Below are 12,944 nucleotides of genomic sequence, written 5' to 3' on the forward strand. Positions count from 1 at the left end.
GAATACCTTAATTCAGGAATTCATAAATTCCTGCTACGCCTTGTCCACCGCCCACGCAGGCCGTAACCATGCCGTATTTTTGATTGCGGAGGCGCATTTCATTGAACAACTGCACCGACAAACGCGCACCCGTTGAACCCAACGCGTGCCCCAACGCAATGGCTCCGCCATTTGGATTTAACTTGGTCGGGTCAATGCCCAACTCTCGAATGACCGCCAATGATTGTGCTGCAAAGGCTTCGTTTAACTCAATTTGGTCAATATCCGCCAGCTGCAATCCAGCTTGTTTGAGCGCAATAGGAATCGCCGCCACGGGCCCAATGCCCATAATACGCGGCTCCACACCCGCCGATGCGTACGACATCATACGGGCCACGGGTTTGAGATTCAGCTCATTGACCATCTTTTCTGACATCACGACCACAAAAGCAGCTCCGTCGGAAGTTTGGGATGAATTTCCTGCCGTAACACTACCACCCGCCGCAAAAACGGGCTTCAAGCGCGCCAGTGCTTCCAAGGTGGTATCTGCACGAGGCCCTTCATCTTGGGTGACTACGTATTCTTTGTTTTTCTTTTTGCCACTATTGACGTCAAAATAAGTCTCTTTGACGGTAATTGGCACAATCTGACTATCAAATTTGCCCGCTGCCTGCGCGGCAAGTGCTTTTTGGTGCGATGCCAACGCAAAAGCATCTTGGTCTTCTCGACTGATTTTAAATTGATTGGCCACCTGCTCTGCCGTCAGTCCCATACCAATATAGTAATCGGCGTGTTCTTTGGCGATTTCATAGTTAAGCGCCATTTTCCAACCCGTTGTGGGCACCATCGACATAGACTCTACCCCACCCGCCACAATACAATCGGCAAAACCAGCGTGGATTTTGGCCGCCGCAAGGGCAATGGCTTCTACTCCTGAGCCACAATAACGGTTGATGGTAAAACCGGGCACGCTTTTGGGCAAGGCCAATAGCGAAATATAGCGGGCAATCTGCATTCCCTGCTCCGCTTCAGGCACGGCATTGCCTACGATGAGGTCGTCCACGCGAGCAGGGTCCAACGCTGGCAATTGTGCCATCATGTGTTTGATTACTTCGGCTCCGAGGTCATCGGGGCGTGTAAAACGGAAAGTACCTTTGGGGGCTTTGCCCACCGCCGAGCGGTATCCGGCTACAATATATGCGTTCATGGTTTAAGGTTGTTTCTCAATTTGAAATTATTTACTACAAAACAAACATTTTTTTTGCAAAAAATACTCTGCAAGCATAACAAATTATTTTTTATCATTTAGTTTTATTCTTAGCAAAGGAACCTGTTGAGGTTTGACTTCGATGAAGTCAAACCTCAACACATCTCTTCTATCACCTTTCGTTAACATCTCTAAAATCCTCCTCTCCACTTACAGGATTTTTACTATTTCTGGAGTAAATTGCATCCGTTTCTACCGGCAGAGGTAAATCCGTAACATACAATCAGATGCGAGTTAGGTTAGCGGCTGTTATCAGCATATTCTTTTTCACCCATTTCGTTTTATCCACCCACGCCCAAACCACCTATGGCAACGAATGGATCAATCATCAGCAAACGTATTTTAAGATTCCGATTGCGCAAAAAGGCATTTATAAAATTTCAACGGCCGAATTACGCCAAGCGGGGTTTCCAGTAGGAACAACCAATCCAATTTCGATGCAGCTGTTTTTCCGGGGTGAAGAGCAGGCCATTTGGATACAGGGAGAGGCCGATGGAAAATGGGATGAAGCTGATTATCTGGAGTTTTACGGAGAAGGAAACGACGGAACCCAAGACTCTTTGCTGTACATTCCGCACAGTGCCCAACCCCACAAAATCTACAATTTGTACACCGACACCACGGCTTATTTTATCACTTGGCGTTTGGATGGGCAGCCCGGAAAGCGCATGGCTTCGTATCAGGAACAAAATACCTCCAACCTAACGCCAGAGGCATTTCACCGCGAAGATTTGTTGATTTCTAACATTGCAAGCTATAACTACGTAGGTATGTCGGAAGGGCTGATGTACCCGTTGGGGACATCGCAGGGCGCTCAACATTCGTATTATGACTTTGGTGAAGGCTGGTCAGGTCCTGAACTTTACAAAAACGCGGTCGTTTCCAAACGAATTCAACTAGAACACCCCGTTCGTACCAGTTTTAAACCCCAACTCGAACTTCATTTGATGGGGCGCGACCATCGCCTGCATTTTGTGGAAATTAAGGTAGGAAGCAGCCCCGTAGCCAATCGGTTGGTGGATACCGTACGGTTTAACCACCAAAATGCACTCTTAGTACAAAGAGAAATTGCGTTTTCGGATGTATCGCTCGACAGTAACCGAATTTCTATTTCCACCACCTCACGCGGCACTTTTCCTGAGCAAGCAGAAGATGTATACAGCATCACGTATTACCGCTTGCGCTATCCACAACGTTTTGATTTACAGAATAAAACCCAGAAATATTTTTACCTTAACCCAAGTGCCGTTGGCAAATCTTACCTTGAAATCCCCAACTCTGTAAACGAAGTTCGTTTGTTTGACATCACGGATAAAAAGAACATCGTTCGCATCGGCACCACACTTGAAAATTCTACCCTGAAGGCCGTTGTTCGCGGGACAAACACCGCCAAAACGCTTTTTGCTACGCGCACGGTTCTCTCCGTACCAAGTATTCAACGCGTTGGTTTTCGGAATATAGACGCTACCAAAGCCAATTATCTCATCGTCACGCATCGCAATCTGGCAAGTGCAGCCAAACAATTCGGCGGCTATCGATCATCCATCGCAGGTGGGCGTTATGACACCCTGACCGTGGATACTGATTTCTTAGTGAATCAATTTAACTACGGTGAATTCAGTCCGTTGGCTATTCGCCGTTTTATCCAGTTTATGGCCGACAAAGGCAACCCTCGCTTTTTATTCATTATTGGCCGCACCGAGCAGGTAGACTTTAATCGCACCAAACCTACTCGCAGTCAAGTCGATATGGTACCGTCGTTTGGTTGGCCAGGGTCCGATAATCTTTTTTCTCATGGACTCAAAGGGCAACCCCAACTCCTTGCCGCCATTCCCACGGGGCGACTTTGGACCGATAGCCCACTAACCGTACTGAATTATTTGGAAAAAGTACGTGAACATGAAGCTACGCCCATGAACGCTCTTTGGCGCAAAAATGTACTTCACCTCAGCGGCGGTACTACATTGTTCGAGCAAGGTCAATTTTTGCAAATCATGAATGGCTTTAAACAAAAAGCCCAACGCCAATATTTGGGGGCGCGTGTCACTACCATCACCAAAAAAACAGACGAAGCAGTTGAGTACGTTGGTATCGCCAATGAAGTCAACGAAGGAGCAGGCATCATTACGCTTTTTGGCCATTCCAGTTTGCAGGTAACTGATATCAACATTGGACATGTCTCGGATGATGTACTAGGATTTCGCAACAAAGGACGCTATCCGTTGGTCTATGCCAATGGCTGTGTATTGGGTAATTTCACCTTCGGTTCCAATACTTTTCCCATTGATTGGGTAGGAGCCAAAGACCGAGGCGCCATTCTATTTTTGGCCCATTCCAACTATGCCTTTGTTCACTCGCTCCGTGACTTTGCCAGCACTTTTTATGAAACCCTTCTCGGCGACAGCACCAATCTGAGCCGCCCGTTTGGGGAAGTGCACCAACAAATCATGCGCAAAACATTAGCCAAACTCCCCAATGACCCTATTTATCAGGCAGATGCACAACAAATGACCTTGCAAGGCGACCCCGCCGTAGTATTGTTTCCAACCAAACAACCCGATTATGCCGTAATAAGTCAGGGAATCAGCGTAAAAGGTAAAAACGGAAGCGCAATTGGGCCTTTGAGCGATTCATTGGAAGTACGGGTAGTGGTTTCAAATTTGGGACTTTACCGTAACGAAAAACTTCCCGTTCGCCTCACCCGTACTACCCGCGACGGAGCCGTGCAAGTATTTGAGGCTACTTTTCCCTCCGTGACTTATCAGGACACCTTGCTGTTTCACATCCCAAGCGACCGTAACCAAAATGGACTCAATCGTTTTGAAGTGACGTTGGACCCTACCAATACACTTGTCGAAATGAACAAGTCGAATAATATGGCAGCCGTCGAAATCGCTCTGCCCGTAGCTGGTGCGTACCCTCTGATACCCGCAGAATATGCCATTGTTTCTTCCGCAGAAAACGGAATACCGACAGTACAGTTGTTGGCACAACACATCGATAACGCCAGCCGAAATTATACCATTGAACTTGACACCACCGCTCGTTTTGATAGCCCTTTTAAACGCTCACAAAATGTCACAGCAACCCTACTGCCTAGTTGGAAAGTAGCGTTACTTTCTCGCGACAGCCTCACTTATTTTTGGCGTATCCGCTATGCCGACCGCCCCGCCGGAAGTGACAACGTATGGAGTGAAAGTTCTTTCACTTATATCCAAAACGCGGGCGAAGGCTGGACTCAGCGGCAAGCCGTACAGTTTACCAAAGCTACCCCACTCGACATTAACATTTCTCTAACGTCACAACCCACCTGGAACTACACTCCCATTGCGGTGCCCATAAAGGCGGTGGTGGCAGGAAGTTCGGTAGGTGGGTTTAATCAGGGGCATCAGGTGAATCAGCTCACTATCAGCGACATTTTATTTGTGGCCCAAAGCAATTGTAGCACCTTTCAAGGAGCCAATGCCGAAGCAAATATCGTCGTAACGGCCCTGCACCGCGACAATCTTCAGGCGTATTCGGTCATGCCAAGCCGAAATTGCGGCAACCCGCCTTACGTCATGAACACGCTTCGTCAGCCCGAAATCATTAACAATCAACTGTTCAGCAAATGGATTGATGCAGTCCCCAACGGCGATTGGATTGTCCTTATGTCGGTCGGTGCTGTTCGTTTTGACCAATGGCCCTCCTCCGAAATCGCTAAATTGAAAGCTTTGGGGGTCAACGAAACTATTTTGCGTAGCCCAAATCTGCTCATTCTTCAAAAGGGAGCCAACAAACCCGCCCTAGAGTTGTCCACCGACCCCAACGATATAGCCCCTAGCATTAAGACACTGACCTTGGATGGGTTTACCTTAAAAAGCACCAAATCAACGGGACAAATTACATCCTCACTCATTGGTCCAGCCAGTAGTTGGGCTTCACTTACCAACCAACAATCCATTGTCAATACCCAACAATCAACCCTAACGGTGCTAGGTGTGGATTTGAACGGAAAAGAAACACCCTTGTTGGTCAATCAATCAGCCAATAAGTCATTGGACTTAAAAACCATCGACGCTCGCCGTTATCCTTTCTTACGGTTACGCTTGCGGTTAACAAATCCTGACGTCAATATTACTACTCCCGCCCAGCTTCGCAATTGGCTCGTCATGTATACGCCCGTTGCCGAGGGGAGCGCTACTTCTAATCTCAGCGGCGTGATTGAGCGACAGGAAGGAGAAATATTGACGGTGAATGTAGCTTTCAAAAACGTCTCCAACGTAGCGTTTCAAGATTCCGTGGTGGTACAGCAAACGATTTTCGGCCCCAGCGGCACACCTCAAATCACCGAAAAAAAACTGGCTAAACTCGCCCCCAATCAGGAAACCTCTTTTACGGTATCGCTCCCGACCTTGGGCCGTGGCGGTGATAATCGTTTACTGGTCAATTTTAACCCGCGACGGCAACCCGAACAAAGCTATGCCAACAATGTCGTCAATCTTCCTTACACCGTAATTGCAGACCGATTGGCGCCTGTACTGGATGTAGCCTTCGACGACCAGCGCATCAAAGACGGAGAAGTAGTTTCGGCCAATCCACTGATTGTGGTGCAGCTTAAAGATGAAAATAAGTTTCTGTTTAAGCGCGACACGGTTGGTATTGATGTGTTTCTCCAGCGCCCGGGTCAAAGTACGTTTCAGCGCATCAGTTTTACGAATCCTGGCCTTAGATTCACGCCCGCCAACAACCAAAATGTAGTACGTATCGAATACCGCCCTGGCACGCTTCCCGACGGACTGTACACGTTGCAAGTACAGGGAGCTGATGCCACCAACAACCGTACAGGCCTGTATCAAATTACCTTTAGGGTCATTAATGAACAAAGGATTATAAGCGTTGAGGCCAACCCGAATCCTTTTCAAGATTTTCTACGTTTTGCATTTACGATTTCGGGAAAAGAAGCTCCTACCGAAGCCACCATTGTCGTTGCTGATATAGAGGGTCGGATTGTCAAAGAGGTAAGTCTTACGCCTCGCATAGGAGCCAACGAATGGATTTGGAACACCACCGCAGGATTGGCGATGGGCACCTATCTATACCGAGTTACGGTCAAAAAAGACGGCAAAGAACTTACTTTGGGCGAAGGAGTGAAAACAACAGGTAAGTTGGTGTTGTTGCGGTAATGCATTGTTTCACGCAAAGGCGCTAAGGAGCAAAGTTTAGCTTCTCTGCGCTTTTGCGTCAATAATCAAGAAGTATAAAGGCCTTTCTACCCATCGGTACAGTCCATACGCCACAATCCACAGCAAAATCAACAACAACAAGCCGTTGTTGGAAACATAACGTTGTAGCACTACTGCGACAGGCCCAATATGAATCAGATAAAATGCGTAAGAGGATTTACCCAAAGTCTGAGTAAATGAATAGGATAATACGCGGTTAATGAAGGTTTTTTCGGTAGAAAGCCCAACTAACCCAAAACCAAGAACACCTGGTAGCAAAAGATTATAGAGAAGCCACTCGGTATAAAAAACCGAGAATTGCCCATAATAAACCGCTAAGACGTAGCCGATTACCACCCCAATTACTCCCCCAACCGCTATGATGGTTTTGAACCGAAAGACTGGTGGGCTCTGATTTTTTCGTAGCCACAGCGCCGCATAAATCCCAACGCCAAATTCAAAGAAACGACCAAAAATTGTATAGAAACTCCCAAACGACAGGTGATTTTTGTACAACACAAACAGCCCCAAAATAAAGGAAGAATACAACAAAGCCAATACCAACCACCGACGCCTAGCCACCAGAGAAATCCACCACGGCGCAAGGAGGTAAAAACATAGTTCAACGCTCAACGACCAACTTTGGGGAATACCGCTAAAAACCAACGATGAAATCAGCCCTTTAAGAAATAAAAAATTAGAAAATTGCGCAAAAAAAGAAGCCGTTTCATTTCCTTTTGTAAACCACTGAAGCCCATAAAGCCCCGTCAATAACAGCCAGTAAAGGGGCATAATTCGAGCAAAACGCAGAAGATAAAAGCGTTGTCGTTGGGCAGTAGCGCTTAGCTTGTCGACGTAATTCCACGTAATTAGAAAACCACTGAGTACAAAAAATACCGTCACACCCACGTAACCTTCACGCGCCAATTGATATAAAAAAGAGGATTCAGGAAACGGATTATAGTGATGAATATAAACCAACAAAGCCGCAAAAGCGCGTAAACCTGTAAGAGAAGGAACGGAGGAAGAGGTCATCGCACCAACAAAACTGAGCCTGTATAGTGGCTGGTTTCACCGTTTGTGAAGGCAACGGCGATTTTATAAACGTAAACTCCCCCTTCCGCAATTTCACCTAAATAACGTCCATCCCACCCCTGCTTGGGGTCGGCAAAGGTAAAATTTTCATTCCGAAAAACGATTTCACCCCAACGGTTATAAATCGCCATTTCTTTTATTTGTTTAACGCAAGAGTTACCATACACGTAAAAGACATCGTTTTGTTGGTCATTGTTAGGTGAAAAAATATCGGGAATGTAAATATTACAGGGTAAGACAAATACATTAACTTTTTCGGATTGCTGACACGCCTGGCTTGCGTTCTTGATCGCCACCGTATATTGAGTTGATTTCAAAGGATGTACCCAAGTGGAAGGGCAACTAGCACACGCAAGCCCCAACGGCGGACTCCACTGCACACTGAATGCGCCTACCGGCTCTACCTGTACCTCGAGCCGTGTGCTGTCGCCTTGGGTAATAGACGAATTTCCTATGATTTGAACCTGCATTTCTTCAACAATCAAACGGGTAGTTACCATGCTGTCGCAGCCTGAAGGCCGCGCCACCGCCGTCAGATACGTACCTGGTTTTGTGTATACCGAATCCCCAACTCTTAGGCTTTGCCCAAGGCAAATGGCCACGGTTTGGGTATGATTAGCCGCAGGAATCACCGTCAGATTCAGCCGCACGGTGCTATCGCATACGTTGGTCCGTAGAATTTTTTTTACGTGAATACCCGTCGTTTTAAAGCTTTCACCATCTACTTTGACTTCTTCCCCCTCACAAATCGTTCGCGAGATGGAGGTATCGGCTTTGTAGTATTTTATCTTGTAATCCAGTTGCAATTGGCAGCTTTCGTCCAGTTTATCCAACGGGGAAATTTTGACCGTATACACTTCTCCCAAATTGGCTTTTACGCGCGCATTCGCCGTCTTTTCGCCGTTACTCCAGAGATAGCTCCCAAATCCATCGGGCGCGTTCAATGTCATGTATCCCTGTGCATCAGGGCAAAGCGTGTTTACTTTTACCTCTGATTTTACACATTGGGCATCAAAATACGCATACCCAAAATGCTCCCTACCCGTGCAGCCGTGGGCGGTTACTTCAATCTTAATGATTCGCCCTATATAATTGCGCAAATCAATGGCTCCCGTGGTCCAGTTTTTATATTCAATGTCGCCTTGGGTTTTGAATCCTTCGCTTGTACCTGCGTTTTGCAACTGAACCCCAAAAGAATTACAAGAAAGAGGCTCACCGTTACTATCAGTGATATTAATGTCAAATCCTGATTTTTGGGCGTCAACGTGTCGATTATCATTTTGCAGCACAAGTGCAAACTGATATTGAAAAAGCGTATTTTCGGGGGTGACGAGAAAAGACGTTTTGATACGGTCAAACGAGCCGCCACCCATAGAATAGTTGGTGCCAATACGAATAGAATGCATACTTCCCGGAGCCACCATCGGAATTTTTTCGTTGGTAATCTTAGGGTCAAATCCGTCGCTGATGCTTGTAATATAGTGTCTTGCGTTTATCGAACCCGTCGTTTCGTTTTGATAGGCGAGTTTTGCGTTTGAAATCCGTACAACGCCGTTGGTCAATTCCCACCCCAAGGTAGTCCCTGACTCAAAACCGATGTTGCCGCAGTCTACTTGCTGCCCCAGCATCCGGGCTTTGATAAAAACCAAAAGACTAATCAATATCAATGCCCTTTTCATTAGATGCTATAGAGTTTATCAGAGTAGAATAAATTACGCACGATGAAATCGGGATGTTGCATTTATTTTAAGGAACGCGGCGGGTGAGAGTTTTCACTGCCTAAAGTTAGCTCAAAATCTTGTTTCTAAATAGTATGGCAGCATTTTTTGCCACGAAGGCCAATCGTGCGGAATATCCTGCCCCCACACATCCAATTCATGATTGACGCCTTTTGAATGAAGAATGTCGGACAAATAACGCGAAGAATCTGGGTCCTCATAACTCCCCGAGCCCGTTACGATATGAATATGCCCTTCAGAGCGGTATTTAGACAGATACGCCTCGTCTTTGAGATTGCGTAAATAATGTACTGGTGAATTAAAATACACATTGTCGTCGTAATGCCCTTTGGTATAGGCGGTCAGGTCATAACAACCACTCATCGCAATCACCCCATTGAGGAGGTCGGGCCGACGAAAATAAAGATTGGCCGAATGAAGGGCTCCAAAAGATGCCCCCGCCGCAATAATGGGAGTATCAGGCCCAACTTTACTTTTGATGTACGGAATTACTTCATTGTAAATGTATTCGTTGAATTGTTGGTGACGAATGCCTTTATCACGGCCATTCATGTGCGGGTTCATCCAGCTTTCGGTATTGATGCTATTGACCGAAAACACCTTCACTTTTCCTTCATTGATAGACTTACCAATGCTATCGATGAGCCGACATCGCTCGTATTCAAGGTAATCTGATGCCGCCGTAGGAATCATCAAAAGCGCAAACCCATAATGCCCGTAAGTGGCAATTTCCATGTGTTTATTAAGTGCTGGACTGTGCCAACCGTCTAATTCGCGATGCATATTGTTTTTTTGATTAATTGAAGAACTAATTACGAGAAAGGGTTGATCGAAAAGCGTAATGTATAAATGAACTTTGCCAAAGTTCGTAAAACCCTTTATTTTTGGCAACCTCCAAACCCATTCTTTACATGCTCATTTTTGCTATTTGTCTTTATCTATCCCTCAATATAGCAGTAGGCGTATGGGCTTCTCGCCGCATTCATACCACCGAAGACTTTGTACTGGCAGGCCGTAAGCTCCCCTTGGTGATGGCAACAATGGTCACATTTGCCACGTGGTTTGGTTCCGAAACCATGATGGGCGCCCCTTCAGAATTTTTGGAAGGAGGTTTTCTGGCCGTTATGGAAGAGCCGTTTGGGGCAGCGTTGTGTTTAGTGTTGGTCGGTGTTTTCTTTGCCCGAACATTTTATCGCTGGAACATCATCACCTTTTGTGATTTCTTTCTGGTGCGTTTTGGGCGCACTTCCGAGTTTGTATCGGCCGTCATGATTATCCCTTCGTATTTTGGCTGGATTGCCGCCCAGTTTGTGGCAATGGGCATCGTAGGTCAGGTTATTTTTGGTTTGCCTTTGAGCACTGGTATTTGGGTGGGAGCACTCTTGGTCATGGTTTATACCTTTATGGGTGGAATGTGGTCGGTATCAATCACGGATTTTTTACACAACATCATTCTCATTATAGGGCTTATTATTTTGGCTGTTATTCTATTTACCAAAACGGGTGGAATCTCGCCCGTAACGAGCCAACAACCAGCCGATTTTTTTCGGTTTACGCCCAAAGAAGTAACATTTCAAAGCTACGCCGAATACTTGGCGGCTTGGATTACCATCGGCCTTGGCTCCATTCCACAGCAGGATATTTTTCAACGTGTAATGGCCTCTAAAGATGCCGATACGGCTGTAAAATCTTCGATATTGGCAGGATGTATGTACCTGACGGTAGCCTTGTTACCGCTATTTATTGCGTTGGCGGCCAAAACGCTGTATCCTGAACTTATGCAGGAAAACACCGCATTGATTATTCCCAATATGGTGTTAAAACATACTCCCCTTTGGATACAGATTTTGTTTTTTGGAGCGTTGATTTCAGCCTTGTTGAGCACAAGCAGCGGGGCCATTCTAGCCCCCGCGGCGGTATTGGGAGAAAATATCGTCAAACCCTACTTTCCCAAACTTAACGACCGACAGCTCCTGACCACGATGCGAATCGGCGTAATTTTGGTGACACTTGCGTGCATTTGGATGGCCCAATCAAGGCAGGATATTTTCGAATTGGTGAGTGAATCCTCCGCTTTCAGCTTGGTTTCGCTCTTTGTACCGCTGACGTTTGGATTGCACTGGAAACGAGCCAGCGCTGTTGGAAGTTTGGCTTCAATGATTCTGGGATTGAGCGTTTGGATTGTGTGTGAATTTGTGTGGCACACTACTTTTCCTGCCCTGCTCTACGGAATATCGGCCAGTTTGGTCGGGATGGTTGGGGGTTCGTACGCTTATCCGAAAAAAGACTGATCTATTTTTCCAACGTATCCGCCCGTCATGGAAGCGATGTAAGAACCAACGTTAGGATAAAGATTAAGCTGAGCCAAAGCAGCAACGGGTTGCCACACTACTTCAAGGGCTGTTGTTTGGGCAGGATTAAGGATGGGAATTCCTCCTACTATTTGGGCCCTAAAAATACAATGAAGCACATCTTCTTTAACGGGTGATAGCAACACTTCTCCCGCCATGAGCATTTCTTCGATTTCGGTTTCAATACCAAGTTCTTCACTCAGCTCTCTTTCAACGGCTTGCGTCAGCGTTTCGCCTGGGTCGGGATTTCCGCCAGGTAACGCAAAAACATCGTGTCCACTGTAATTGTAGCGCAATAATAAAACGTGGTTGTTCTCAATAATCAAAGCAGAAGGACGTACTTTCATATAGTTTGGCACCCAAAAAGAAAAAAGGAACGTAAGAAAAACAGCTTTTTGACGGTAAATTTAATTTTTACCTCACTGCTCAATTTTAGTGTTTTTCCGAATATCTATCAAATTTCGCGCCTATTTTTCCATTCAATGGATTAATAATCTCCGCCAGCACCACCGCCGCCGAAATCACCGCCGCCAAATCCGCCAAAGCTGCTACCGCCGCCACTGCTACCACCACCCCAATTTCCGGAGGAGCTTCCCCAGCCAGAGTAAGTTGTGTATGGAATCCAGCCGCCGCCACGGTTACCCATTCCACCACCGCCGCGATTGGAACGAGAGAAGATAATGATGATAATGACAAAAACGATAATCAAGAAGATAATCACCCCCAACGGAAATCCATCTTCGCCGTCAGAGGGGTCGGCTTTGAACTCACCAGTAGCGTATTTAATAATTTCATCAGTACCACGGTCTAGGCCGCGATAGTACATTTCAGCCTTAAATTCAGGCGTAATTACTTCCCGAATGATTCGTTTGGCAATCACGTCTGGAATAGCCCCCTCTATGCCCCGGCCCGTAGCAATAAAAATCTTGCGGTCTTGCGTAGCCCATAGCAGCACTATTCCATTGTCTTTGTCCTTTTGTCCTACCCCCCAGCGGCGGCCCAATTCAAAAGCATAATCGCCAGCGGGATAATCGCCCGTCGTTTTCACTACCACCACCGTAATTTGGGTAGAAGTTGAGTCATTGTAAGTCCGAAGTTTTTGTTCAAGGGTATTAAGCTCGGTCCCGTTGAGCATACCCACATAATCATTGACCAATCGCTTCGGCGACATGGGTTCAGGAATATCCTGTGCCCAAAGACCGACGGTTAAAAACGAAAAATATAGAATAAAAAGGAGTTGACGCATTGGGGTAATTAACGTTATGGAGCTAAGGGTTAGGGATTTAATCATTTCTTAATTCAAAACATA

The 12,944-nt window shown here is 46.3% G+C and carries 8 protein-coding genes; 2 read left to right on the forward strand and 6 right to left on the reverse strand.

Translation table 11 applies throughout. From position 1 onward, the window contains the following. Positions 1-7: 7 nt before the first annotated feature. Positions 8-1,186 carry an acetyl-CoA C-acyltransferase gene (locus GVN20_RS20590; protein WP_166560163.1) on the reverse strand — a complete coding sequence of 393 codons (1,179 nt, stop codon included), beginning with the start codon at positions 1,184-1,186 and terminating at the stop codon, positions 8-10. A gap of 287 nt (positions 1,187-1,473) precedes the next feature. Between GVN20_RS20590 and GVN20_RS20595 the strand changes: the two genes are divergently transcribed. Continuing rightward, complete coding sequence (locus GVN20_RS20595) at positions 1,474-6,411, forward strand: C25 family cysteine peptidase (protein WP_166560164.1); 4,938 nt, start codon at positions 1,474-1,476, stop codon at positions 6,409-6,411. A gap of 36 nt (positions 6,412-6,447) precedes the next feature. Here GVN20_RS20595 and GVN20_RS20600 read toward each other — a convergent pair whose 3' ends face one another. The 3 genes from GVN20_RS20600 to GVN20_RS20610 form a co-directional block, all read right to left on the reverse strand. Continuing rightward, positions 6,448-7,485, reverse strand: a complete 1,038-nt coding sequence (locus GVN20_RS20600; protein ID WP_166560165.1) for an acyltransferase — start codon at positions 7,483-7,485, stop codon at positions 6,448-6,450. After that, positions 7,482-9,224, reverse strand: a complete 1,743-nt coding sequence (locus tag GVN20_RS20605) for a gliding motility-associated C-terminal domain-containing protein (protein ID WP_166560166.1) — start codon at positions 9,222-9,224, stop codon at positions 7,482-7,484. Before GVN20_RS20605 ends, GVN20_RS20600 begins: the two co-directional genes overlap by 4 nt. 111 nt (positions 9,225-9,335) lie before the next feature. Continuing rightward, the gene (locus GVN20_RS20610; protein ID WP_166560167.1) at positions 9,336-10,067 is read right to left on the reverse strand and encodes an esterase family protein; all 732 of its coding nucleotides are present in this window, start codon (positions 10,065-10,067) and stop codon (positions 9,336-9,338) included. Between the two features lie 128 nt (positions 10,068-10,195). On the opposite strand from GVN20_RS20610, the gene GVN20_RS20615 reads away from it, so the two are divergent. Further along, entirely contained in the window at positions 10,196-11,575 is a 1,380-nt protein-coding gene (locus GVN20_RS20615) for a sodium:solute symporter family protein (RefSeq protein ID WP_166560168.1), read from the forward strand. Here GVN20_RS20615 and GVN20_RS20620 read toward each other — a convergent pair. Beyond that, complete coding sequence (locus GVN20_RS20620) at positions 11,557-11,982, reverse strand: NUDIX hydrolase (RefSeq protein ID WP_166560169.1); 426 nt, start codon at positions 11,980-11,982, stop codon at positions 11,557-11,559. The genes GVN20_RS20615 and GVN20_RS20620 overlap by 19 nt on opposite strands. Positions 11,983-12,122: 140 nt before the next feature. Further along, positions 12,123-12,881 (reverse strand): YgcG family protein, encoded by a 759-nt coding sequence (locus GVN20_RS20625; protein WP_166560170.1) that lies wholly within the window; start codon positions 12,879-12,881, stop codon positions 12,123-12,125. Positions 12,882-12,944 lie beyond the last annotated feature (63 nt).

It is taken from the genome of Runella sp. CRIBMP (assembly GCF_009905605.1).
Lineage (GTDB): Bacteria > Bacteroidota > Bacteroidia > Cytophagales > Spirosomataceae > Runella.

What these genes read in the sequence shown, in the direction of transcription:
- GVN20_RS20595 (WP_166560164.1), top strand. Translation starts at nt 1,474, where the DNA reads ATGCGAGTTAGGTTAGCGGCTGTTATCAGCATATTCTTTTTCACCCAT.
- GVN20_RS20625 (WP_166560170.1), bottom strand. Translation starts at nt 12,881, where the DNA reads ATGCGTCAACTCCTTTTTATTCTATATTTTTCGTTTTTAACCGTCGGT.
- GVN20_RS20600 (WP_166560165.1), bottom strand. Translation starts at nt 7,485, where the DNA reads ATGACCTCTTCCTCCGTTCCTTCTCTTACAGGTTTACGCGCTTTTGCG.
- GVN20_RS20620 (WP_166560169.1), bottom strand. Translation starts at nt 11,982, where the DNA reads ATGAAAGTACGTCCTTCTGCTTTGATTATTGAGAACAACCACGTTTTA.
- GVN20_RS20615 (WP_166560168.1), top strand. Translation starts at nt 10,196, where the DNA reads ATGCTCATTTTTGCTATTTGTCTTTATCTATCCCTCAATATAGCAGTA.
- GVN20_RS20590 (WP_166560163.1), bottom strand. Translation starts at nt 1,186, where the DNA reads ATGAACGCATATATTGTAGCCGGATACCGCTCGGCGGTGGGCAAAGCC.
- GVN20_RS20605 (WP_166560166.1), bottom strand. Translation starts at nt 9,224, where the DNA reads ATGAAAAGGGCATTGATATTGATTAGTCTTTTGGTTTTTATCAAAGCC.
- GVN20_RS20610 (WP_166560167.1), bottom strand. Translation starts at nt 10,067, where the DNA reads ATGCATCGCGAATTAGACGGTTGGCACAGTCCAGCACTTAATAAACAC.